Origin of the sequence: Streptomyces sp. NPDC053427, assembly GCF_044544985.1 — a bacterium.
Taxonomy (GTDB): Bacteria; Actinomycetota; Actinomycetes; order Streptomycetales; family Streptomycetaceae; genus Streptomyces.
The window spans coordinates 18,918-42,015 of record NZ_JBITYA010000013.1; the positions used below are offsets into that span (position 1 = coordinate 18,918).

Annotated in this window: 19 protein-coding genes and 1 tRNA gene; 9 read left to right on the forward strand and 11 right to left on the reverse strand. The window is 71.6% G+C overall.

Annotated elements, in window-relative coordinates:
* Positions 1-207 precede the first annotated feature (207 nt).
* Genes ACIGWZ_RS31565 through ACIGWZ_RS31580 form a run of 4 tightly spaced genes read left to right on the forward strand, consistent with a single transcriptional unit; the run spans position 208 to position 3,744 of the window.
* A complete protein-coding gene (locus tag ACIGWZ_RS31565) occupies positions 208-1,275 on the forward strand; it encodes a glucose-1-phosphate thymidylyltransferase (protein WP_400070139.1) in 1,068 nt (355 codons plus the stop codon).
* Positions 1,272-2,264, forward strand: coding sequence for a dTDP-glucose 4,6-dehydratase (gene rfbB / locus ACIGWZ_RS31570; RefSeq protein ID WP_400070140.1), 993 nt, complete (start codon positions 1,272-1,274; stop codon positions 2,262-2,264). The genes ACIGWZ_RS31565 and rfbB overlap by 4 nt, the downstream gene beginning before the upstream one ends.
* Positions 2,261-3,202 carry a dTDP-4-dehydrorhamnose reductase gene (gene rfbD, locus ACIGWZ_RS31575; RefSeq protein ID WP_400070141.1) on the forward strand — a complete coding sequence of 314 codons (942 nt, stop codon included), beginning with the start codon at positions 2,261-2,263 and terminating at the stop codon, positions 3,200-3,202. Before rfbB ends, rfbD begins: the two co-directional genes overlap by 4 nt.
* Complete coding sequence (locus ACIGWZ_RS31580) at positions 3,190-3,744, forward strand: dTDP-4-dehydrorhamnose 3,5-epimerase family protein (RefSeq protein ID WP_400070142.1); 555 nt, start codon at positions 3,190-3,192, stop codon at positions 3,742-3,744. The genes rfbD and ACIGWZ_RS31580 overlap by 13 nt, the downstream gene beginning before the upstream one ends.
* 93 nt (positions 3,745-3,837) lie before the next feature.
* Here ACIGWZ_RS31580 and ACIGWZ_RS31585 read toward each other — a convergent pair whose 3' ends face one another.
* The 3 genes from ACIGWZ_RS31585 to ACIGWZ_RS31595 all read right to left on the reverse strand — a co-directional run bounded on the left by ACIGWZ_RS31585 (position 3,838) and on the right by ACIGWZ_RS31595 (position 8,152).
* Positions 3,838-6,645, reverse strand: coding sequence for an AAA family ATPase (locus ACIGWZ_RS31585; protein ID WP_400070143.1), 2,808 nt, complete (start codon positions 6,643-6,645; stop codon positions 3,838-3,840).
* 563 nt (positions 6,646-7,208) lie between these two features.
* Positions 7,209-7,649, reverse strand: a complete 441-nt coding sequence (locus ACIGWZ_RS31590) for an SRPBCC family protein (protein WP_400070144.1) — start codon at positions 7,647-7,649, stop codon at positions 7,209-7,211.
* A gap of 426 nt (positions 7,650-8,075) precedes the next feature.
* Positions 8,076-8,152 (reverse strand) — tRNA-Pro (locus ACIGWZ_RS31595).
* A gap of 168 nt (positions 8,153-8,320) precedes the next feature.
* Between ACIGWZ_RS31595 and ACIGWZ_RS31600 the strand changes: the two genes are divergently transcribed.
* The 3 genes from ACIGWZ_RS31600 to ACIGWZ_RS31610 all read left to right on the forward strand — a co-directional run bounded on the left by ACIGWZ_RS31600 (position 8,321) and on the right by ACIGWZ_RS31610 (position 10,403).
* The gene (locus ACIGWZ_RS31600) at positions 8,321-8,614 is read left to right on the forward strand and encodes a YiaA/YiaB family inner membrane protein (protein WP_400070145.1); all 294 of its coding nucleotides are present in this window, start codon (positions 8,321-8,323) and stop codon (positions 8,612-8,614) included.
* 158 nt (positions 8,615-8,772) lie between these two features.
* Positions 8,773-9,423, forward strand: coding sequence for a transketolase (locus tag ACIGWZ_RS31605; RefSeq protein ID WP_400070449.1), 651 nt, complete (start codon positions 8,773-8,775; stop codon positions 9,421-9,423).
* A gap of 77 nt (positions 9,424-9,500) precedes the next feature.
* Complete coding sequence (locus ACIGWZ_RS31610; RefSeq protein WP_400070146.1) at positions 9,501-10,403, forward strand: transketolase family protein; 903 nt, start codon at positions 9,501-9,503, stop codon at positions 10,401-10,403.
* 43 nt (positions 10,404-10,446) lie between these two features.
* On the opposite strand, the gene ACIGWZ_RS31615 is transcribed toward ACIGWZ_RS31610, so the two are convergent.
* Positions 10,447-11,370 carry an alpha/beta fold hydrolase gene (locus tag ACIGWZ_RS31615; RefSeq protein ID WP_400070147.1) on the reverse strand — a complete coding sequence of 308 codons (924 nt, stop codon included), beginning with the start codon at positions 11,368-11,370 and terminating at the stop codon, positions 10,447-10,449.
* A gap of 179 nt (positions 11,371-11,549) precedes the next feature.
* Here ACIGWZ_RS31615 and ACIGWZ_RS31620 point away from each other — a divergent pair, with 179 nt between their 5' ends.
* Positions 11,550-14,846, forward strand: coding sequence for an amidohydrolase family protein (locus tag ACIGWZ_RS31620; RefSeq protein ID WP_400070148.1), 3,297 nt, complete (start codon positions 11,550-11,552; stop codon positions 14,844-14,846).
* Positions 14,847-15,134: 288 nt separating this feature from the next.
* Entirely contained in the window at positions 15,135-16,415 is a 1,281-nt protein-coding gene (locus ACIGWZ_RS31625; protein ID WP_400070149.1) for an acyl-CoA dehydrogenase family protein, read from the forward strand.
* A 63-nt stretch (positions 16,416-16,478) separates the two neighbouring features.
* Here the strand turns inward: ACIGWZ_RS31625 and ACIGWZ_RS31630 are convergent, their stop codons facing one another.
* From ACIGWZ_RS31630 to ACIGWZ_RS31660, 7 genes are all read right to left on the reverse strand, one after another.
* Positions 16,479-17,099: a GAF domain-containing protein gene (locus tag ACIGWZ_RS31630; protein ID WP_400070150.1), complete on the reverse strand. Its 621-nt coding sequence runs from the start codon at positions 17,097-17,099 to the stop codon at positions 16,479-16,481.
* Positions 17,096-17,716: a GTP-binding protein gene (locus ACIGWZ_RS31635; RefSeq protein ID WP_400070151.1), complete on the reverse strand. Its 621-nt coding sequence runs from the start codon at positions 17,714-17,716 to the stop codon at positions 17,096-17,098. The genes ACIGWZ_RS31630 and ACIGWZ_RS31635 overlap by 4 nt, the downstream gene beginning before the upstream one ends.
* Positions 17,694-18,098 carry a DUF742 domain-containing protein gene (locus tag ACIGWZ_RS31640; RefSeq protein ID WP_400070152.1) on the reverse strand — a complete coding sequence of 135 codons (405 nt, stop codon included), beginning with the start codon at positions 18,096-18,098 and terminating at the stop codon, positions 17,694-17,696. Before ACIGWZ_RS31640 ends, ACIGWZ_RS31635 begins: the two co-directional genes overlap by 23 nt.
* Before the next feature lie 2 nt (positions 18,099-18,100).
* The gene (locus ACIGWZ_RS31645) at positions 18,101-18,562 is read right to left on the reverse strand and encodes a roadblock/LC7 domain-containing protein (RefSeq protein WP_400070153.1); all 462 of its coding nucleotides are present in this window, start codon (positions 18,560-18,562) and stop codon (positions 18,101-18,103) included.
* Positions 18,552-20,444 (reverse strand): ATP-binding protein, encoded by a 1,893-nt coding sequence (locus ACIGWZ_RS31650; RefSeq protein WP_400070154.1) that lies wholly within the window; start codon positions 20,442-20,444, stop codon positions 18,552-18,554. Before ACIGWZ_RS31650 ends, ACIGWZ_RS31645 begins: the two co-directional genes overlap by 11 nt.
* Before the next feature lie 156 nt (positions 20,445-20,600).
* On the reverse strand, positions 20,601-21,788 hold the full coding sequence (locus tag ACIGWZ_RS31655) for an MBL fold metallo-hydrolase (protein ID WP_400070155.1): 1,188 nt from the start codon (positions 21,786-21,788) through the stop codon (positions 20,601-20,603).
* A gap of 231 nt (positions 21,789-22,019) precedes the next feature.
* Entirely contained in the window at positions 22,020-23,087 is a 1,068-nt protein-coding gene (locus ACIGWZ_RS31660; protein WP_400070156.1) for a trypsin-like serine peptidase, read from the reverse strand.
* Between the last annotated feature and the right edge of the window lie 11 nt (positions 23,088-23,098).

Sequence of the window (23,098 nt, forward strand, 5' to 3'; positions counted from 1 at the left end):
GGGCCACCCCCTACCGGTCCAGCGGCCGGAATGCCGCATCGAAGACACTCCGGATTAGGGGTCGCCGGCCGGGTTCGCGGCGATGCTCCGCGCCTATCATCACAGCGTGACTGCCCCCCGTGGATGGGGTCACCACCGACGGACCGGGCGTGGCTACCCACGACAAGCGGGGCCTTTCCCAGCACCCCAGGCAAAGGCAACTCCACCATGAAGGCACTCCTACTCGCGGGCGGCACCGGAAGCAGGCTGCGCCCGATCACCCATACCTCGGCAAAACAACTGGTCCCGGTGGCGAACAAACCGGTTCTGTTCTATGGAATCGAATCTCTCGCGGCGGCCGGCATCACGGACATCGGAGTGATCGTCGGCGATACGGCCGACGAAATCCGGGCCGCCATCGGCGATGGTTCCTCCTTCGGCGTCACGGTCACCTACATTCCGCAGGAAAGACCCCTGGGACTGGCCCACGCGGTGCTGGTGGCAAGGGATTTCCTGGCGCAGGAAGACTTCGTCATGTATTTGGGCGACAACTTCATCGTCGGCGGGATCGGTGAACTCGTCGACAAGTTCCGGGCGGAGCGCCCGGACGCCGACATCCTGCTCACCCGCGTCAGCGACCCGGGCGCATTCGGTGTGGCCGAACTGGACGCCACGGGACGGGTGGTGCGGCTGGAGGAGAAGCCCCCGGTGCCCGCCAGCGACCTCGCGCTGGTCGGCGTCTACCTGTTCACGCCCGCCATCCACGAGGCGGTACGGGCCATCGAGCCCTCCGGGCGCGGCGAGCTGGAGATCACCGACGCGATCCAGGAAATGATCACACGGGGGCTGACGGTCCGTTCGACGGTCATCACCGGCTACTGGAAGGACACCGGCAACGTCGCCGACATGCTGGAGGTCAACCGCACCGTGCTCGACACGATCGAGTCCTGCCTGCAGGGGGAGGTGGACGAGTCGAGCGAGATCGTCGGCCGGGTGCGCCTCGGACACGGCGCGCGGGTGCGGCGGTCGAGGATCGTCGGGCCCGCGGTGATCGGGGCGGGGACCTCGGTGACCGACTCGTACGTCGGCCCCTCCACGTCCGTCGCGAACGACTGCGTGATCGAGGGCAGTGAGATCGAGTTCTCGATCGTGCTGGCGGACTCCGCCATCATGGGTGTCGGCCGCATAGAGGCGTCGCTCATCGGCAAGAACGTCCAGGTCACCGGCGCCCGGAGCACACCGCAGGCCCACCGCCTCGTCCTCGGCGATCACAGCGAGGTGCGGATCACACCATGAGAATCCTCGTCACCGGCGGTGCCGGATTCATCGGTTCGTGCTTCGTCCGCATGCTCCTGGGGCCGGACGACCGGGACGGGCGGCCGGCGCCCGACGCCGTGACCGTCCTGGACGCCCTCACCTACGCCGGCAACCGGCGGAACCTGGCACCGGTGGCCGCGGATCCGCGGCTGGCCTTCGTCCACGGCGACATACGTGACCGCGAGCGGGTCGGCGCGCTGCTGGACGGCCACGACGCCGTGGTGCACTTCGCCGCCGAGTCCCACGTCGACCGCTCCATCGCCAGCGCCGCCGCATTCGTCTCCACCAATGTGCTCGGCACCCAGACGCTGCTGGACGCGGCCCTCGCACGTCCGGGGCTGACCTTCCTGCACGTCTCGACCGACGAGGTCTACGGTTCGGTGTCCCACGACTCGTGGACCGAGGACGAACCGCTCCGGCCGAACTCCCCCTACGCCGCGTCCAAGGCCGCGTCCGACCTCCTGGCGCTGGCCTACCACCGCACGCACGGCCTGGACGTGCGGGTCACGCGCTGTTCCAACAACTACGGGCCCTACCAGTTCCCTGAGAAGGTCATCCCCCTGTTCACCACGCGGCTGATGGACGGCGGTTCCGTACCGCTCTACGGGGACGGGCGGAACGTACGCGACTGGCTGCACGTGGAGGACCACTGCCGCGCCCTGCTGCGGGTCCTCACCGAGGGCCGTCCCGGACGGGTCTACAACATCGGCGGTGGCACAGAATTGACGAATCGTCAGTTGACCGAACGGCTGCTGGCCGCCTGCGGCGCGGACTGGGACCGGGTGGAATGGGTGGCCGACCGGCTCGGGCACGACCTGCGGTACTCGGTGGATTCCGGCAGGATCCGCTCCGAACTGGACTGGACGCCCCGGCACTCGTTCGACGAGGGCCTCGCGCACACGGTCGCCTGGTACCGCGACAACCGCTCCTGGTGGGAGCCGCTCACCACACGGGCGGCCCTCCGATGAGCGGCTCGCCGGCCGCGGCGCGCGGCACGGACGCGGCCGGTCCGCCGCTCCCGGAACGCTGGCTGATCACGGGCGGCGGCGGCATGCTCGGCCGCGACCTGCGGACCCTGCTCGCCGCCCGCGGGGCCGTCGGCGTGGTCGCGCCGGACCGCGCCGGGCTGGACATCACCGACGCCCGTTCGGTGCGGGAGGGGATCGCCGCACACCGGCCGCACGTGGTCGTCAACTGCGCCGCCTGGACCGCGGTGGACGATGCCGAGGCCCACGAGGCCGAGGCGTTCGCCGTCAACGGCGAGGGGCCCGGGCACCTCGCCCGTGCCTGCGCGGCCGCGGGCGCCCGCCTGCTGCACGTCTCGACCGACTACGTGTTCTCCGGGGACGCATCGACCCAACCGGCCACCGGCTACGCCGAGGACGCCGCGACCGGCCCGCGGACGGCGTACGGGCGGAGCAAGCTCGCCGGTGAGCGCAGGGTCCTCCAGGAGCTTCCGGAGGCCGGGACGGTGGTCCGCACCGCCTGGCTCTACGGGCGGCACGGCCGCAACTTCATCCGCACCATGGCGGAGAAGGCCGCGCTCCCCGGCGAGGTGCGGGTCGTCGACGACCAGCACGGCCAGCCCACCTGGTCCAAGGACCTCGCCGAACGGCTGATCTCGCTGGCCTGCCTGCCGGCGGCGCGCACCCGCGGTGTCTTCCACGCCACGGCCGCGGGGCACACCACGTGGTACGGGCTGGCCCGGGAGGTCTTCGCCCTGCTGGACGCCGCGCCGGAGCGGGTCCTGCGCACCGACAGCGCGTCCCTGTCCCGCCCGGCGCACCGCCCGGCGTGGAGCGTGCTGGGCCATGACCGCTGGTCACGAGTGGGCCTGCCGCCCATGCGGCACTGGCGTACCGCTCTGTCCGATTCCCTGACGGAGGTACTGGATTGCGTTCGCTGAGCATCGAAGGCGCCTGGGAGACGACGCCGAAGATCTTCGAGGACCGCCGGGGGACGTTCCGTGAGTGGTACCAGGGGGCCGATCTGCGCTCCACCCTCGGTACGGACCTGCACGTGGCGCAGGCCAACTGCTCGGTGTCGCGGCGCGGCGCGCTGCGGGGCATCCACTGCACGAAGGCCCCGCCCGGCCAGGCCAAGTACGTCACCTGTGTCAGCGGTGCCGTCATGGACGTGGTCGTGGACCTGAGGACGGGCTCGCCGACGTTCAAGCGATGGGAGGCCGTACGGCTCGACGGGAGCAATCCGTCGGCGCTCTACCTGTCGGAGGGGCTCGGGCACGCGTTCATGGCGCTGGAGGACCACACCACCGTGCTCTATCTGTGCTCCGCGCGCTATGTGCCCGAGCTGGAGTTCGCCATCCATCCGCTCGACCCGGAACTGGGCATTCCGTGGCCGAAGGAGATCGAGCCCATCCTGTCCGAGAAGGATGCCGAGGCCCCCACCCTGGCGGCGGCGCGGTCCTCGGGCCTGCTTCCCGGCTGACGGCGAGGGTGGGCCGCGCGGGCCGCCCGGCGCCGTGAGGCGGACGGCCTCTTCGGCGCCGACGGTCCACGTCTCCCGTCACGGGGGAACGCCCTACGACGAACACAAGGAGTTCATGGCGTCCATGCGCAGATGCGTTCCCAGGTCCGTGCGCTGCCGTACCGACAACTTGCGGTAGACCTTGGTCAGATGCTGTTCGACGGTGCTCACGGTGATGAACAGCTGGCGGGCGATCGCCCGGTTGGTGTGCCCGGCGGCGGCGAGCTCGGCCACCCTCTTCTCGGCCTCGCTCAGCGCCGTGGCACCGGTCAGCGGGGCGGGGGTCCCGAGCCGGGCGGCCGTCGGCCCGGACGGAACCCGCACCACGTGCGAGGCCCACACGGGGACGGTGTCCTGCGCCCTGGCGTGGACGGCCCGCGCCTCCTCGAAGTCGCCCACCGCTTCGAGGGCGCAGCCGAGGTCCACCAGACAGCGGGCGAGGTCGAAGCGGCTGGTCTCCAGCGTGAGGAGCCTGGCCGCCTCGTCGAGGAGGGCCAGCCGCTCGTCGGGCGGGTCCGTGGCGGCCGCGAGCAACCACAGCGACGCGCCTCTGATCCGGGGCAGCTCGCCGCCCGGCAGGCCGAGCTGCTCCTCGATCACCTCGCGGGCCGCCTTCCGCTCGCCGAGGAGTAAATGCGCCTCGGCCGCGCCGCTGCGCCACGGGATGAAGCCCGGCAGGTCGAGGCTCCACGCCGCCATGAGGTGACCGCAGATCTCGAAGTCGGCGAGCGCCGCCCGGTGCCGCCCGGTCGTCAGATGGAAGTGGCCGCGGGCGTGCAGGAACCGGAGCCCGGAGCGGGTCTCGTAGACGGCGTCGGGCACCGGGCGCCGCACGTACTCCGTGGCCCGTCGGTAGCGGCCCATCATGGACGCGGCCAGGACGAGGCTGGCGAGCGGGTCGCCGATCCCGACGCCCCAGTCCTTGTCGCAGAGCTGGGCCATCGCGTCCTCTCCGTGGCTGATGGCGGTGGGGAAGTCGCCCTGCCGCACGGCGGCTTCGGCGCGCAGCGACGCGAACAGTGCCTGCCAGGTGGGTACCGACCGGTCCTGGGCCTCCTTGAGCAGCCGTTCGCTCCACATCGCCGCCTTGTCGGGGCGGTCCATGTGAAGGAGCGTCAGCAGAGCCGTGTGCAGGAGCTCCAGGGTGGAGAGGGAGAGCCGGTTGCTGTCCAGTACGCCTTCGGCGTGGGTGACGGCCTCGTTGCCGGCCGGGTCCGCCGGGTCGCCGGAGAGCGTGTCCGCGGCCCATCGCCCGTGGAGCTGGACCGAGTGGGCCGCCCCCGGTTCCGCCCTGGGGACGACGACGAAGCTCGCGGAGCCGATGAGTGTCGGGTACCACCAGTTCAGGATGGTGAGCTCCTGGGCCACGACATGGTCGACGCGGGGAGCCGAGGCCCACCATTCCGCCAGTACCTCGCGGGCCTCGCCGTTCCGCCCGTTCCACAACAGGTGGCGCAGGAGCATGACCGCGCCCCGGCCGTCGAGGTGCCCGGCGCGCAGGGCGCTCCGCAGCTGCCCCGCGTACCGCATGGTGCCGGAGGGGCTGACGCACCACTCGATGTGGGCCCGCTCTGCCGTGAGCCTGGCGCGCTGCTCCGCGTCGTCGCAGTGGGCCAGGGCGAGGTCGAGGCACTGGGCGGCGATGTCCAGCCGGTCGGCCGCGGCCTCCTGTTCGGCGGCGTCCCGCAGGGCACCGAGCATCCACTCCTCCGGTGCGTGGCCGGCGGCGATCAGATGTTCGGCCACCGCCGTCGACGAGCAGCTGTCGTTGTGCAGGGCGGCCGCGGCCCGCAGATGGAGGTTCCGGCGTTCTGCCGCCGCCATGGCCCCCAGGATGATCGTGCGGGCCGCCGGGTGGCGGAAACGGCCCTCGCCGAGCAGACCGGCCGCGGTCAGCCAGGCGAGGCCGTGCTCGGCCGCCTCCTGGTCGGCGTCGATGAGATGCGCGAGGACGGCCGACGACGGTGCCTCTCCGAGCACCGCGAGTGCCCGGGCGACCTCGTGCGCGCACGCCTCCGACTGATGCAGGCAACTGGTCAGCGCCAGGTGCAGCGCCTCGCGCGAGGCGTACTCGGTGTCGTGTCGGACCGTCCCGTGGGTGGCAGTGGTGGCCTGGTAGTCGTCCATCATCGCCGACAGCAGCAGCGGGCTGCCCCCGGAGGCGGCGTGGAAGGAACCGCCGAGTTCCGCGGCGGCGATCGGCCCCAGCCGGGCCTCGATCACGCTGGTGGTCGCACACCGCGACAACAGCCCGAGCCGGATTTTGGTGCAGTTCGGCTGCCGGAACAGCTCGGCGTGAAAGTCCGGGTGCGCCAGCCGTCCCATCGACAACTCCGTCAGCACCAGGAACAGGCGCGAGGACGCCATCCGCCGCTGCAGATAGGAAAGCACCCGGAGCGAGGGGGTGTCGGCGTGCTGGAGGTCGTCCACGGCCACCACGACGGGGCGCGACTTGCTCATCTCCAGCAGCATGGTGAACAGGCCGTGGGCGATCTGCGCGTCCGAGTTTCTGATCGCCTCGCTGTCGGCGGTGGCGTCGATGGCGCCGGAGAGCCTTCGGTCGAGCAGTTCGTTCGCGCTCCGCCGGAATTCCGGCGGAATGCCTTCGTTGCGGAACAGCTGTCCGACCACACCCGCCGGAAGCCCGCTTTCGGCCCGGGACGCAATGGCGGTAAGCGTCAATGCACCTGCATCAACGGCTTGTTCGAGGACATGGTGGAGGAGTGCGGTCTTTCCACAGCCCACCGGCCCGCCGATCACCGCAACGCTCCCGTGACCCGCGACGCAGCCCGCCAGTAACCCTTGCAGCGTCGCCACTTCGGTCTCCCACCCGACCAAAAGCGGCACTCCTGGAACCTTCACCCAGCGACCCCCATTGCAAGATCCCAGCGCAACTCTCCATGTGCGCCCTCCGGCTTTCGATCATCGAACACAATCCCCACCTTGCGGGCGGAATTTGCGCGAGGCATCTTCCGATTGGGGATATTTATCGATATAACGCCCGCATTATGGCTAATATTTACACAACCCCACTGCCGAACCACCCGCCCTTGCATGCGATGAGGGGCGATCTCCGCCTCCCAGGGGTTGCCCGGGCCCTCACTCAGGGCATGATCTGCTCACTCCCCGCAACCGCCCCGTAACGGCTCCACGGCCGGGCGGCACTCGTACGGCGACAGATACAAACCCTTCCCGAAGCGGTTCGGGTATGCCGGCCGACAAGGGCCCCTGATTACCGCTCTTCACCGCGGGATCGAATCCGCTTCGGGAAAAGGTGGAATCGCAGCGAACTCCCCACCAAGCGGAGGAAACCACTCCACCGGAAATCCCGAGGCCACCGGAAATCGGGGAAACGGGTCCCTCTCCCGGCTCTCCCGGCGAGGGACCCGGACGAGACCGGACGGACGCTCGTCACCGCACCGCGCTCACGCCTCGGCGGCCTCCTTGAACTGCCGGACCATCGACGCGGACCGCCGCTCGACGATCCTCCGCGCCAGCGTCCGGGGCAGCTTGAGGTTGAACTCGAACTCCTGGCGAACGGTGAGCTCCGTACTTCCGTCCCCGGTCTCGACGAGCCGGAACTCGGTGTCGTTGCGCGAGATCAGGGACTTCTCGTGCCCGGGCGCCAAGGACCACTTCAGCTCCCGGTCCGTGTGCTCGAGCACCAGGATCTGCTCCACTCGCTTCCCGATGGCACTGAGCACCATCCGGGCCCGCGACGGCCGGGCCAGCTCGTCCGCCTCCAGGACCTCCGCGGTCTCCACGTCCTGCTGCCAGTCGGGGTAGGCCGCGATGTCCCGCAGCGTCGACAGCAGTTTGTCCGGCTGCGCCGCGATCAGGATCGTGCGGCTGACCGTTGTACTCATCGTCGGCAGTCCCTTCTGGATATGTCCGCGTCCGTCGACGAGCGGTGTGCCACACCCGTCCGCCGCAGTCTTGCGCCCGGCGGTCGCGCCACTCTGAAGCGGCTCTGAAGCGGGGCCGTACGCCGCCGTCGAGCACCGTCGGGCGGGTCTTCGACGTGCCGAGCAGCCAGGTGTCACCGGTCTTGCGGCCGGCCGCCGGCAGCAGGCCCAGCCCGACGTCCACCGCATCAAGATGGGGACGAGGTCGTTCAGTTGACCGGATCGCCTTTGGCGCTGGGCAGCGGGACCTTCCGGCGAGGCGCCCGGGGGATCGCCTCTCGCTCAACGGCGGCGCCCCGCTCACGTGATGCGGCCGCACGCCGCCACAACATCAGAAAGGCCGCCCTCGCATCCCTGCGAGAACGGCCTCCGACCTGCGAAAAACGCTGGTCGGGACGACAGGATTTGAACCTGCGACCCCTTGACCCCCAGTCAAGTGCGCTACCAAGCTGCGCCACGTCCCGATTGCCCGTTCCGGCCGGGAGATGACCCGGACCGACCGCGCACGAGAACAATACCGCATGTCAGAGGGTGGGTGCGGCCATATTCCAGCGCGGCGGACCGGGAGGGCGGCGCCGCAGATGAGTACCCGTACTCATGCGCCTGCGTCACGGCACCGCCACGCTACGCGCATGACTACTCCATCCATTCAGCGGCCGACGACCACGGCGTTCTTCGTGCAGGCCGCGACCTCGTTCGGACTGTCGCTGGTGGCGCTGATGATCGGGATCGTCAAGCTGCCGGTCGGGCCCTGGGAGCGTGGATTTCTCGCACTCGGGCTGATCTTCGTGGTGTCGTCGGCGTTCACGCTGGCCAAGTGCGTACGTGACCGGCAGGAGGTCGCAGAGGTGACGAACCGGGTGGACAAGGCCCGGATCGACAAGATCCTCATCGAGCAGGACGTCTTCCATTCGAACCAGGTCTGATTCCGGCAGCCCGGGGCGCGGGGGCGGAACCCCCGCGCCCCGGGCTTGACCTCAAGGGTGCTTGAGGTTGCAGGCTTTGCCGTATGACGAAAGCAACCCTCACGGCGCCCCGCACGGCCCCCACCAGCACGGCCGGATTCGACGAACTCCCCTCCCTCATGAGCCTGATGACGGGCGATGAGAAGCACGGCCCGGCGGCGACCTCCACACTCGACGCCCTCTGGGTGCTCTACGACCGGGTGCTGCGGGTCTCCCCCGCCACCGTCGAGGACCCCGACCGGGACCGCTTTCTGCTCTCCAAGGGCCACGGCCCGATGGCCTACTACGCCGTGCTGGCCGCCAAGGGCTTCTTCCCCACCGACTGGCTTCCGGGCTTCGGCTCGTACGACTCGCCGCTCGGGCACCACCCCGACCGGATGCTCGTACCGGGCGCGGAGATCGGCAGTGGCTCGCTCGGGCACGGGCTGCCGCTCGGCGTCGGCACCGCCCTCGGGCTGCGGGCACAGGGCCGGACGCGGCCGGCCGTCTGGGTGCTGATCGGCGACGCCGAACTGGACGAGGGCAGCAACCACGAGGCGCTGGCCTACGCGGGTGCCACCGGACTGGACCGGCTGCACACCCTCGTCATCGACAATTCCTCCGCCTCGCACGGCCGGCCCGGCGGAATCGCCACCCGCTTCGAGGCCGCCGGCTGGTCGGTGGCCACCGTCGACGGCCGCGACCACGAGGCGCTGTACGAGGCCTTCGCCGCGCCGCACCCGGGCCGCCCGCATGCGGTGGTCGCCCGCGTCGAGCCCAAGACCGCCTGACCGCCCCGCCCCTCTCTTCTCCCCCTTCTTCCGTCTTCTTCCTCCGTGCTTCCGGGCACTCCGAAAGGGATTCAACGATGGACACCATGCGTGAGCGTTTCGCCTCGGTCACCTCGCGGCTGCTCGACGAGGACCCGCGGCTCGCGGTCGTGCTCGCCGAGATCGGCAGGGACGGCTTCGCCGCTGCGGCCGAGCGGCATCCGGACCGGGTGGTGAATGTGGGCATCAGGGAGCAGCTGCTGATCGGGGTGGGCGGCGGGCTGGCGCTCACCGGGCTGCGGCCGATCCTGCACACCTTCGCCAGCTTCCTGGTGGAGCGCCCCTTCGAGCAGGTGAAGCTGGACTTCGGCCACCAGGGCGTGGGCGGGGTACTGGTGAGCGCCGGCGGTTCCTACGACTGGCCCAGCGGTGGCTTCACCCATATGGCACCCGGCGATGTCGGGCTGCTCGACACCCTCGACGGCTGGACGGTGCATGTACCCGGCCACCCTGACGAGGCCGAGGCGCTGCTGCGGCGGGCCGCGGCGGCCGGTGACGACAAGGTGTACGTACGACTGTCCGCGCAGGTCAACGAGGCGCCACGGCCGGTGGACGGGGCCCGCTTCCGGCCCCTGCGGGAGGGGCGGGGCGGGGTGGTGGTGGCGGTCGGGCCGATGCTGGACTCCGTACTGGCCGCGACCGAGGGACTGGACGTGACCGTGCTGTACGCGACGACCGTGCGGCCCTTCGACGCACGGACGCTACGGACCGCGACCGGGGCGGCGGACGCCGCGCATGTGGTGATCGTGGAGCCGTACCTCGCCGGGACCTCGACCCGGTTTGCGAACGAGGCCCTGGAGGACCGCCCGCATCGGGTGCTGGGTCTGGGCGTCGGCCGCCAGGAGCTGCGCCGCTACGGCGGGATCGACGAGCACCTGGCCGGGCACGGGCTCGACCCGAAGACCCTGCGGGAGCGGATCGCCGGGTTCCTGAAGCCGTAGGGCAAGGAGGGGCGGCCGGGCGGCGGGCCGGGTGCCGGACGCGTCAGACGTGCTTGTCGAGCCACGCCAGCAGATCGTCCTGGACCTCGTCCCGGTTGGTCTCGTTGAGGATCTCGTGGCGGGCGTCCGGGTACGCCTTCCAGCTGAGGTCCCGGGTGCCGAGGTAGCGGAAGTCCTCGAGGAGTTCGTGGACCAGGGTCATCCGCTGGTGGCAGGGGTCCTGGTCGCCGACGGCGATATGGACGGGCAGGCCGCGGGGGATGCGGGCGAGGTTGGCGGGGTCGTTGATCTTGCGGATGGCCTGGACCCAGTCGAGGGCGAGGCCCGCGCAGAAGGGGAAGCCGCAGTCGTCGTCGGCCACGTAGCGGTCGACCTCGGTGGCATCGCGGGAGAGCCATTCGTAGCCCGTGCGGTGGGGGAAGGCGTCGTTGAAGGAGCTGAAGGTGCGCGGGATGAAGGGCGAGAGGTGGCTGCGGCCGTGCGCGGCGATCTCCTGGTCGAGCTCGCCGGCGGAGGCGTCGACGTCCAGGCCGGGGAGCGTACGGAAGGTGCCGGAGAGGATCAGTCCGGCGAGGTCGGCGCCGTACTCCTGGGCGTAGTCGCGGGCCAGCATCGAGCCCATGCTGTGGCCGAGCAGGACCAGGGGGACACCGGGGTGGGCGGCGGCGGCATGGTTGCCGATGCCCTTGAGGTCGGCGACGATCGCCCGCCAGGAATCCTCGCCGACCACACCCCGGCCGCCGGTGGCGGGCGCGGTGCCGCCGTGGCCGCGATGGTCGGAGGCGAGGACGCCGTAGCCGTGGCCGGCCAGGAAGCGGGCGAAGGGCGCGTAGCGCCGGCCGTGTTCCGCGGCCCCGTGGGCGATCTGGACGAGGGCCCGCGGCCGGCCGGACTCCGGGAGCCAGGTGTACGTGGCGATGCGGGCACCGTCCGGGGCCTGGTGGAAGTCCTGCTGCATGGCCTGCATGGCGTCGTCTCCTGACTGCCGGGGTGATGGCTGAGAGTCGTCGGGTCCACTCTTCCGTTCCGGGCGGCGGTGCGCCATGGGGCGCGCATGGCGCGGTTGACCTCGCACCCGCGCCTCGTGACACGATCGGCCGGTTCTTCCCGGCGCCCGTGCCGCAACCCCCTTCACCAGGAGGATCGTTGGACACCACAGACCGTTCCGAGGACTCCGCGGGACCGCCCGATGAGCCCGGCTCCCCGGGTTCCCCCGGCCGCTCCGCCTCCCCGCTGCGTCCTCTTGCTCCCTCGCCGCTGTCCCGCCGCAGATTTCTCCAGGGCACGGCGTCGGCGGCCGCCGTGGCCGGGCTGGCCGGGGCCACGCCTCCCGCCGCATGGGCCGGCGAGGACGGGTTACCGGTCACGGCGCTCTCCTTCACCGCCGCCACCGGTGGCGCGGCCTCCCTCTCCCCGGACGGCGACCGGCTGATCGCCGAGATCCAGAACGTTGTGTGGTCGCTGCCGCGTGCGGGCGGCGACGCGGTGGCCCTGACCCCGCCGGACCTGGAGCCCACCCGCCCGGTGCACTCCCCCGACGGCCGCCGGATCGTTCTCTGCGCCTACCGCGGCGGCGGCTTCCACCTGTGGACGCTGGGCACCGACGGCACCGGCCTGGAGCAGCTGACCGACGGCCCCTGGGACGACCGCGGCCCCGCCTGGTCCCCCGACGGGACCCGGATCGCGTTCGCCTCGGAGCGGGGCGGCGACGCGGTGGCGGGCGGCCCGTACCGGATCTGGGTGCTGGAGGTGGCGTCGAAGCGGCTGACGCAGGTGACCGGGCTGCCCGGTCAGGACGGGCCGCACCAGGACGGTGCCTGGGAGGACTTCGATCCCTGCTGGTCGCCGGACGGCTCCCGGATCGCCTTCGTACGGGGACGGGTCACGGGCGCCACGCTGACCTCCCGCACGGTGGCATCGGTGGCCGCCGACGGTGGCGGCTCGGTGCGCACCGAGCACACCGAGGCGGCCGCCGCCCAGGTGATGGTGCCCGCGCTGTCCCCCACCGGGCGGCTGGCGTATCTGCGCACCACCGACTATCCGGGCCCCACCTGCACCCTGGTGGTGGACGGCGCCCGGGTCGAGGTCGAGGGGGATGTGGAGCCGGTGCCGCCGCGCTGGGTCTCGCGCGATGCCCTGCTGCTGACGGTCGGCGGTCAGTTCCGGATCGTCCCGGTGGACGCTCCGGCGCGGGCCGAGACCATCCCGTTCCGCGCGAAACTGCCGCTGGACCGCCCGCGCTACCGCGTCAAGGACTACGGGTTCGAGCGGGCGGACGCGGGGCCGGTGCGCGGGGTGCATCTGCCCGCGCTGTCCCCCGACGGCCACCGGATCGCCTTTGCTGCCCTCAACTCCCTGTGGATTGCGCCCACTTCGGGCGGTGGCGCGCCGCAGCGGATCGTCCGGGCCGCGGCCACCCGGTACGTCCTCGGGCCGGGCTGGACGCGCGACGGCCGTGCGCTGGTCTACGCCGACGACCGGGACGGGCTGTTCGCCGTGCGCCGTCGCGAGCTCGCCACCGGCAAGGAGACGGTGCTGGCCACCGGGGGCCGGGTCCAGCCGGCGCTGTCGCCGGACGGCGGGCGGCTGGCCGCGCTCGACATGTCGGGGAATCTCGTCGTGCGGACCCTGGCGGACGGCACGGAGAAGGTACTGGCCGCGCCGATGGGCGGCGGCGGGCTGCCGGGGCGCCCCAGCTGGTCGCCCGACGGCCGCTATCTGGCGTACTGCGACCGCAATCGCCTCAACCATCGCTTCCGCGAGGGCTACAACGTCATCCGGGTCCTCGACACCGCGACCGGGCGGGGCCGGCTGTACGTGCCCGCCGACCATCTCTCGATCGCCGACCGGTACGACTCCGGGCCGGTGTGGTCCCCCGACGGGCGGTGGATGGCGCTGATCGCCGAATCCGCGCTGTGGGTGCTGCCGGTACGGTCCGACGGCACGCCGGACGGACCGCCGCGGCAGCTGACCGAGGAGAGCGCCGACCACCCGTCGTGGTCCGCCGATTCCGGCACCCTCCTGTATCTCTCGGCCGGAAAGCTGCGGCTGATCGGCGTGGACGGCGGCCCGGCGCGGACCGTACGCGTAGCGCTGGAGCAGCACCGGGCGCGCGCCCGGGACACCGTCGTCCACGCGGGCAGGTTCTGGGACGGCACCGGGGAGGAGGTGCGCGAGGACGTCGATGTCGTCGTACGGGACGGGCGGATCACGGCGGTGGAGCCGCACCGGGCGGCCCGGGGCGGGGCGGCGCGCACGGTGGATGCCTCCCGGCAGACCGTGCTGCCCGGCCTGTGGGACGCACACACCCACCCGTGGCAGACGACGTACGGCGGGCGGCAGACGGCGCTTCAGCTGGCCTACGGGATCACCACCGCGGTGTCCTGCGGCGGCTTCTCGTACGAGCAGGCCCGCATCCGGGAGGCCGTGGCGGCCGGGGCGCTCGCCGGGCCGCGGCTGCTGACCTGCGGGGAGTTGCTGGACGGCGGGCGGGTGGCGTACAGCATGGGGCGGGCACACCGCACCCGCGCCGGGCTGCGGCGCTCGCTGGCGCGGGGCGCGGCCCTGGACTGGGACTTCGTCAAGACCTATGTCCGGGCGCCGGGCTGGGTGATGGCGGAGGCCGCGCGCTTCGCCCACCAGCGGCTCGGGGTCCGCGCCGGCAGTCATCTGCTCTCCCCCGGCGTGCAGCTGGGCCAGGACCTGACCACCCATCTGCAGGCCACCCAGCGACTGGAGTTCGGGCATGCCGTCTCCAGTTCCGCGCACTGCTATCAGGACGTCGAGGAGATCTACACCGGCACCGACTTCCACCTTCTCGCCACCCCGTTCTCGGCGGCCGCGCTGCTCGGCGACGATCCTTCGCTGGTGGACGACGACCGGGTGGGGTCGCTGATGCCGCCCTGGGACACCGCTTTCGTGCGGGAGCACGCCGGGAACCGGCCCACGCCGACGCAGCTTGCGGACATCGCCACCGAAGTCGCCATCTACCGGCGCGTGCTGGACGGCGGCGGACTGGTGGCGCTGGGCACCGACCAGCCCCTGTCGCCGGTCGGGTTGTCCCTGCATCTGTGTCTGCGGGCGCTGCACCGGGGCGGTCTGAGCGTGAGCCGGACGCTGCGGACCGCGACCGCGCTGCCCGCCAAGATGTTCGGCGCGGAGCGGGATCTGGGGACGCTGGAGGTCGGCAAGCTCGGCGATATGACGCTCGTGGACGGCGACCCGTTCACCGATTTCGCCTCGCTGGTGCGGATCTCGACGGTGCTGCGCGGCGGACGGGTCTTCGAGCGGCGGGAGCTGGTCGATTCCTTCCCGGCGCCCGCCTCCTCCCCGTCGTCCGCGCGGTCCGCGTCACCCGCCGGCCGACCGGCGCAGCCGGCCGTCGACTGGCTGGAGGTGGGCCGGCAGCAGCGCCGCGAGTCCTGCTGCGACGCCGGCCACTGAACGGGCCGAGCCCGCCGGGGAGGCGTGGGGTGGCGCGGTTTTCCGGGCATCCGGGACCGCGCCACGGCCTTCCTCGGGAGGGGGTTGTGCGCACAAATTTCGCGCTTCAACTCATCACTTAAATCCCACCAGTTGATGTTTTATGCGCCCCGCAGTAGGTATGCCAACGGGTATTGCACGCGGTAAGCGACAGATCACGTTCCGGAACGACGAGGTAGACGGCATCGCCAGTGTCGTCCCGAGGCGAGGTGCGACCAGCGCGGGAAGGATCGCGGAGGAGGGCTCGTCTTGCATCGCTATTTCACCGACCAGCGACATGAAGCACTCCGGCAGCGGGTGCAGGACTTCGCCGAGTGCGAGGTCCGCCCCCGGATTGCCGAAATGGAGGCGAGCCGTTCCGTTTGCCACGACCTCTCGCGCCTGATCGCCCGTCAGGGCTGGATCGGCGCGACCATACAGCGCGCGTACGGCGGGATGGGCGCCGGGCATGTGGCCAAGACCATCATCATCGAGGAGCTGTCCCGGGTCAGCGCCGCCATGGGCGCCATGGTGCAGGCGTCCCAGCTGGGCGTTGCGAAGATCGTCCACTTCGGCAACGAGGAACAGAAGAAGACCTGGCTGCCGGCCATCGCATCCGGCGACTGCCTGCCGACCATCGCCGTGACCGAACCGCAGTCCGGCGGCCATGTCCTGGGCATGGAGAGCACCGCGGTCCGCGACGGCGACGACTACATCCTCAACGGCCGCAAGATCTACGTCGGCAACAGCCACATCGGCGATCTGCACGGCGTGGTCGTGCGCACCGGTGAGGGTTCCACGGGCCTGTCCGCGTTTCTCGTCGAGTCCGACAGTCCCGGCTTCCGGGTCGGGGAGCAGCAGCCCGCGATGGGGCTGCACGGCTTCAGTTTCGGCGAGCTGTTCTTCGACAACTGCCGGGTTCCGGCGGCGAATCTCCTGGGCCGGGAGGGCGACGGGCTGTCCGTGGCGTACTCCTCCAGCGTGCTGTACGGGCGGCCCAACCTGAGCGCGGTGTCGCTGGGGATCCATCAGGCGGTGCTGGACGAGACCTCGCGGTTCTGCGCCGAGCGGCAGCGCTACGGCAAACCGCTGGCCGAGCTGAGCAACATCAAGCTCAAGCTGGGGCGCATCCAGTCCCGGCTGCTGCTGGCCCGGCTGTCCGCGTATCACGCGGTGCATCTGCTGGACCAGGGGCTGCCGTGCGATGCGGAGCTGATGAACGCCAAGCTGGTCAATGTGGAGTCGGCGCTGGAGTCGGCGCGCGATGCGATGGACATCCATGCCGGGTGCGGGCTGTTCACCGACCGGCCGGTGGAGCGGTTCCTGCGGGATGCGCACCATGTCTTCGCGCCGGCCGGCACGTCCGAGGTTCAGCTGCTGCGGCTGGGCGAGCTGGCGCTGGGGCGGGTGAAGGGCGAGTGGTCGAGCCGGCTGGCGGAGCTGCTGCGTCTGGAGCCGGCCGAGCGCCCGGAGGAGGACGCGCCGCCCACGGTGCCGAGCCAGCGCACCGGGCCGCGGCGGGGATACGCCTGGTTCCTGCCGCACCGGTGAGCGGCCGGGCCGCGGCTCTCGGTCACCGGAACCGATGCCGCGGCCCGTCCCGCAGCCGCCGGGTCAGGACGCGTCGGACTGCTGCTGCCCCTGTTGCTGCTGTTCCATCTGGTGGATCTGCTCGACGAGTTCCGCGGCGAGCGACTTGATGGTCGCCAGTCCCTCCCGCCCCCAGGGACGCGGTTCGAGGTCCACCACGCAGACGGTGCCCAGCGTCATGCCCGTACGGTCGATCAGGGGCGCGCCCATATAGGAGCGGATGCCGATCTCGTCGACGACGGGGTTGCCCGCGAAGCGCGGGTAGTCGCAGACGTCCTCCAGGACCAATGCCTTGCGGCGGACCACGACATGCGGGCAGTAGCCGTGGTCGCGGGCCATCACCCGGCCCGGACGGCCGCTGGGTGGCGCCGGTCCCAGTTCGACGGCCTGGTCGAGGCCGGGAGCGTAGAGCCCGGCGAAGTACTGCCGTTTCTCGTCGATGAAGTTGACCATGGCGTACGGCGTCCGGGTCGTCCGGGCCAGTTTGCGGGCGAAGTCGTCGAACGCGGGCAGCGGGGAGCTGCCGATGCCCAGTTCGCGCAGCCGGGCGACGCGCGCCGGGGCCTCGTTGTCCTCGGGGGTGAGCAGCAGCCGACGCGTGGGGTCGTAGGAGGCGTACGGAACGCTGGAGGCGGGGTGCTTCAAGGCAGCTCCTGGGTGGCGGCTAGGGCGGGGGTGAGCAGATGCTCGACGAGCGAGACCAGGATGTTGGTGGCCGAACTGCACTGGCGGGCATCGCAGAGGACCACCGGGATCCGGGCCGAGAGGTCTATGGCGGCGCGGACCTCGTCGGGTTCGTAGTGGTAGGCGCCGTCGAACTCGTTGACCGCGACGATGAACTGGATGCCGCGCCGCTCGAAGAAGTCGACGGCGGCGAAGCACTGGTCCAGGCGGCGGGTGTCGGCGAGGATCACCGCGCCGAGGGCGCCGTTGGACAGTTCGTCCCACATGAACCAGAAGCGCTGCTGGCCCGGCGTGCCGAAGAGGTAGAGGACATGGTCGGAGCTGAGGGTGATCCGGCCGAAGTCCATGGCGACGGTGGTGGTGCTCTTGTCCTCGACGCCCGCCAGATCGTCGGTGCCGATGCCGATCTGCGTGAGGAGTTCCTCCGTACTGAGCGGTTCGATCTCGCTCACGGCTCCGACGAAGGTTGTCTTGCCGACCCCGAAGCCGCCCGCGACCAGGATCTTGAGCGCGGTGGGAAAGAGGTCGGATGAGGGATCCCCAGGGGTCTGGGGGTCACAGTCGTTTGCGAAGTCCATTCAGCACCGCCTCCAGCAGGGCTCGGTCGGTACGGGACGCGGGATCCGCCGAAACGGCCGCGGGGGCCCGCGCGGTGAGCGCCCCGTAGTCGACCAGGTCGGCGAGGAGCACTTTGGTGACCACGGCGGGCAGCCGTATATGGGCGGCGATCTCGGCGACCGAGACCGGTCCGCCGCACAGCCCCAGCACCTGGGCGTAGTCCGGTCCTTGGCAGGCGAGGGGCCGCCGTCCGGTGGCCATCACCATGGTCAGCAGGTCGAAGTGCGCGGTGGGCCGGGTCCGGCCGTTGCTGATCGTGTACGGCCGGACGAGCCGGCCCGCCGCGTCGTCGTACCAGGCCGGGTCCTGGCCGCGATGCCGCGTCCGGCGGCCCAGCGGCATGGTCAGCGACCGCCTGCCGGTGCCTGCCGGCGGGCTGGGGTGGACAGATAGGGCCGGACGCTCTTGACCAGCATCCCCATCTCGTACGACAGCACGCCCACATCGGCGTCGCGCCCGGCCAGGACGGCCAGGCAGGCGCCCGACCCGGCGGCGGAGACGAACAGGAAGCTGGACTCCAGCTCGACGGCGACCTGGAGGACCTTGTCGCCCGGCGCGAAGCGCGCTCCGGTGCTGCGGGCGAGGGAGTAGAGGCCGGAGGCCAGGGCCGCCATGTGGTCGGCGCTGTCCGGGTCGAAGCCATGAGCGGCCTTCACCAGGCCGTCGGAGGACAGCAGGAGGGCGCTGCCGGTATGCGGGACGCGCTGCACGAGTCCGGTCAGCAGCCAGGACAGTTCCCCCTGCTGCTGGCCCTGGAGCTGCGTGTGCGACTGCGTGTGCGACTGCGTGTGCACATCACTCACCATGGTTGTGGTCGTCTCCTCGTGGGCGGGCCGTCAGGGCCTCGTGGTCACGTTCGTCAAGCAGCTCATTGCCGCCGGGGCTGCTGGTGTCGCCGCCCTGGCCTGCGGTGTTGCGGTTTCGGTAGGCGGCGAGGCCGGCCGCGTAGGTGTCGTCGCCGAGGCTGAAGCCGCGCTGGAAGGTGGCCATCAGAGTCGGGTCGTGCTCGCGTTCGGGGCCGGTGCTGGGGGTCGGCAGGATCGGGTCGCCGCGGAGTTCGGGGACCAGATGCGTCTGCTTGATGCGGCGCGGCAGCCGGGGGCGGGCGCCGTCGTCCAGATCCGCGGGCGGGGCGGGCGGCAGGTGGACGGGGCCGGGGTCGGTGTCGATGCGGGGGTGGGCGGGGCGGACCGGGGGCATGGCCGAGCGGTCGTCGCTGCGCCGGGGGGCTTCGAGCGCGAGGTCCGGGGCGGCGTCGAGGCTCTGGTGGCCCGCGGCGTGCCGGTGGCCGGCGTAGGCGTCGTCGTGCGGGTACTGGTCGCTCCGCTCGAGCGGCGGGACGGTGGCCGGGGCGCCGGCGGTCGCCGCATCCGGCTCGGCCGGCTCGTCGCCCAGCAGCTCCTTGGGCACGATCAGCACGGCCTGGACCCCGCCGTAGATGTTGCTCCGCAGCTGTACGACGATGCCGTGCCGGCGGGCGAGCGAGGCGACGACGTAGAGGCCGATCCGGCCGTCGCTCAACAGCTCGGCGACATCGACGTGGTCGGGGTCGGTCAGCAGGGCGTTCATCTGCGTCTGCTCGTCGAGGTCCATGCCCAGGCCGCGGTCCTCGACCTCGACCGCGAGGCCGGCGGTGACCAGTTGGGCGCGCAGCAGGATCGGGGTCTGCGGGGCGGAGTAGACGGAGGCGTTCTCGACGAGTTCGGCGAGCAGGTGGACGACGTCGGCGACGGCGTGGCCCTGCAGATGGCCCTCGATCGGCGGGACGAGCTTGACCCGGGGGTACTGCTCGACCTCGGCGATGGCGGACCGCAGGACCTCGACCATGGAGATCGGGCGGGTCCACTGGCGGCGCGAGATGGCGCCGCCGAGGACGGCGAGGTTCTCGGCGTGCCGGCGGGTGCGGGTGGCCAGGTGGTCGACGTGGAAGATCCCCTTGAGCAGGTCGGGGTCCTCGACCTGGTGCTCCAGCTCGTCCAGCAGCAGGATCTCGCGGTGGACCAGGGACTGCAGGCGCCGGGCGAGGTTCACGAAGACCTCGACCTTCTGCTCACTGCCGGTGGCGTTGCTGCGGGCGATGGCGACGGCATCGATGACGGCGGCTTCGGCGGCCCGTCCGGCGGCGGCCACTTCGTGGGCGAGCAGGTCGAGGGTGTCGCCGGTGGGCGCGGGTGCGGTCTCGGGGCCGGGGTCGCGGCGGTGCAGGTGGTCGCCCTGCCGGACCCGGTCCAGGAGGTCGTAGAGGTCGGACTGGCTGCGGGCGCAGACCTCGCGGAGGCGGGCGTAGCGCTGTACGGCGGCGCGGGCCTCGGCGTTGGCGGTGGCGCCTGCGGTGAGCACGATGACGCAGACCAGGCCCAGGCCGCCGGCCAGTACCGGCCACTCGCGGCCGGTGAGGTGGGCGCCGCCGGACCGGACGGCGAAGGCGGCGACGGCGGTGCAGATGACGGCGACGAGGAGGCAGGGTACGGCGGCGAGCCGTACCAGGCGGGACCGTATGGCCGAGTCGGCGGCCGACTCGGGGAAGGCGGCCCGGCCGTGCCGTCCGCCTTCCCGCTCCCGCCGCCGTGTGGGGAGGGGTACCGGGGCGCTCTCCGGGGAACGCTGATCCCCAGAGGAACTCGGTACCTCTGGGGACGTCTGAACCTCCGGGAACGTCTGGGTCCCCTGGGGGAATGCGGTAGGCATCGGCGCCCTCCGGATCGGCCGTTGGCAGTTCGCGGAGCACGCACGCTAGTTGTTGCCGGGGTGGGGTTCGGACCCACTTCGAGGTTTCGCTACCCCTCGCTACCTCCATAAGTGGGCGCGGCAGGCACGGTAGTGCGAATTCATACGAACTCGCGTTCAGACGGAGGGAGTTGGCGCTTCCTCGACGGCGCTCGCCGGGGCCACGCGCGCCGGCGGCCAGCCCGGCCAGCCCTGCACGGGCGGTACGGCCACCGCCCGCCACCACGGCTCCACGACCGGCTCGTCGGCGGGCTCGAACGGCCTGCCCGGCGGCGGGGTGGCCACCTTGGCGCCGCTACGGAAGGCCGCGGCCACCGTACGTTCGACGGGCTCGGACCACGGATGCGGCGCGAGGTTGAAGGTCCCCCAGTGGATCGGCAACAGAACCCCTTCGGGGGTACCGCCGGAGAGGTCGGCGTGCGCCCGCAGCCCCTCTTCCGGGGTCATATGGATGTCCGGCCAGAAGTCGGAGTACGCGCCGATCTGGATCATCGTCGCGTCGAACGGGCCGTGCGCCGCGCCGATCTCGGCGAAGCCGTCGAAATATCCGGTGTCGCCGCTGTGGTAAATGCGGTGCTCGGGTCCGGCCACCACCCAGGAGGCCCACAGGGTGTGCTGGGGGCCGCGCAGCCCGCGGCCGCAGAAGTGCTGTGCGGGGGTGGCGGTCAGGGTCAGCCCGCCGACCCGGGTGGACTCCTGCCAGTCCAGCTCGGTGATCCGGCCGGCCGGCACGCCCCAGAATTCCAGGTCGGCGCCGACGCCGAGCGGCACCACGAAGGCCGCCCCGGAGTCCCTCAGGCCCCTGATCGTGGACATGTCGAGATGGTCGTAGTGGTCGTGGGAGATGACGACGACGTCGACCGGGGCGAGCTCGGCCAGCTCCACCGGCACCGGATGCATCCGCTTGGGCCCGATCCAGCTGAACGGCGAACAGCGCTCGCCCCAGACCGGGTCGAAGAGCACCCGGTGCCCGTCAATTTCGGCGAGCACACTCGAATGGCCCATCCAGGTGATCCGCAGACCGGACTCGGGCGGCCGGCCCCAGTCCGCGGCGGTCGGCCGATGCACCGGTATCCGGCCGACCGGCGCCCGGCGCAGCCGGCCCTCGCGGCTCAGCTGCGTACGGGCCATCGGCAGCGCGGATCCCCGGAGCAGCTGCCGGGTGGCGGCGGGGTTGCGGAACTGGCCGTCCCGGAACTGCGGCGATCTGCGCATCCTGGCCAGCCGCTCGCCGGTGGGCTCGGCGCCGAAGCTTGCGGGGCGCAGGGCGCGCAGGGGCGTGGGGCGGGGTCGGGAACCGGTCACGGCACCTCCATGGTCGGGGCGGTCGCGAAGTGAACGCACCACGCGAACGGCAGGTTCCGGCACACCGGGCCGAGCGGCGTCGGCCTGCGCTGCTGCACCACGACACCCGTACCCCTTCACCATCACCCTCAGGGGCAAACGGCGCGACCGGCCGTGACATTCCCGGCGCCGGGAGGTTGCTCCGTTCCCAGGCGGATGCGCCGGCCGCCGGAATGCGGTCCGGCCGGGCCCTCAGACGAAATTGACCTCGGCGCGGCACAGCAGGGGGTCGTCGACCATCTGCCAGAGGGGGACGGCGTAATTGCCGTAGCCGTAGCGGCCGCCGAAGTGCAGGCCGAGGACGCGGTGGTCGGTGAGGTCGAAGACCGGGGAGCCGCTGTTGCCGCCCAGGGTGGAGCAGTCGTGCTTCATGACGCTCCGCTCGGCCATCAGCTCGGTGGTGGTGCCGGGCTGCAGGCGTTTGACGTTGTAGATGTCCATGAAGATCCGGCGCATGGATTCCGGTTCGTTGCGTCGGCCGTCCCAGGCGGGATAGCCGACGCAGTACACCGGCCGGCCAGGGAGGTCGGGGGGCGCGTCCGCGGCCACGGCGAGCGGCCCTGGCGACGGGGTGCGGCCGGCGGACGGGACGACCCGCAGCAGGGCCATGTCGACGTCCTCATGGATGCCCAACACCTCGGTGATGCGGTAGGTGGCGCCGGCGTCGTCCGGGGCGGCGGTGCCGTACTCCTCGGCCATGTCGAGATCGGCGCTCATGCCCTGCTGAAAGGTCCACCCGGTCCCGTCGTCGCGGGCGAACTCCACCGCGACGTGGCGGTTGGTCATCACCGCTTCCGGGCTGACGAGGAATGCCGTGCCGAGCCAGTCGAGGCTGACGTGTCCGCGGACCTCGACCCGGCCGACCCGCGCGAGGGATTCCCTGATCGCGGCCCGGTGACCGTCGAGTACCGCCCAGTCGCCGGCGGGCGGGACGAAGTCGTGGTGCTGGATCAGGAGGGCGGGCCTGCCCTCCAGCAGGACGATGGCCTCCACCCCGAAGGACTCGTCGTCGCTGATCTCGTCGGCGCGCCCGGCGGCCAGCTTCTCCAGGCCGTTGGCGCCCGCGGACAGCACCCGGGTGCGTTCCTGCCGGGCGTACTGGGAGATCTGTCCCGCGGGAAGCTCGGCGGCCGGGAGATCCGGGGCGGACTCCGGGACTTCCCAGGTCAGGCCGTCCCGTACGCGCTGGGCGACCTCCCGCAGATCGGAGAACACCTGCTCGGGACCGGTGGCCACCGGTGATCGGCTCCGGTTGCGCATGATGCCCTCCT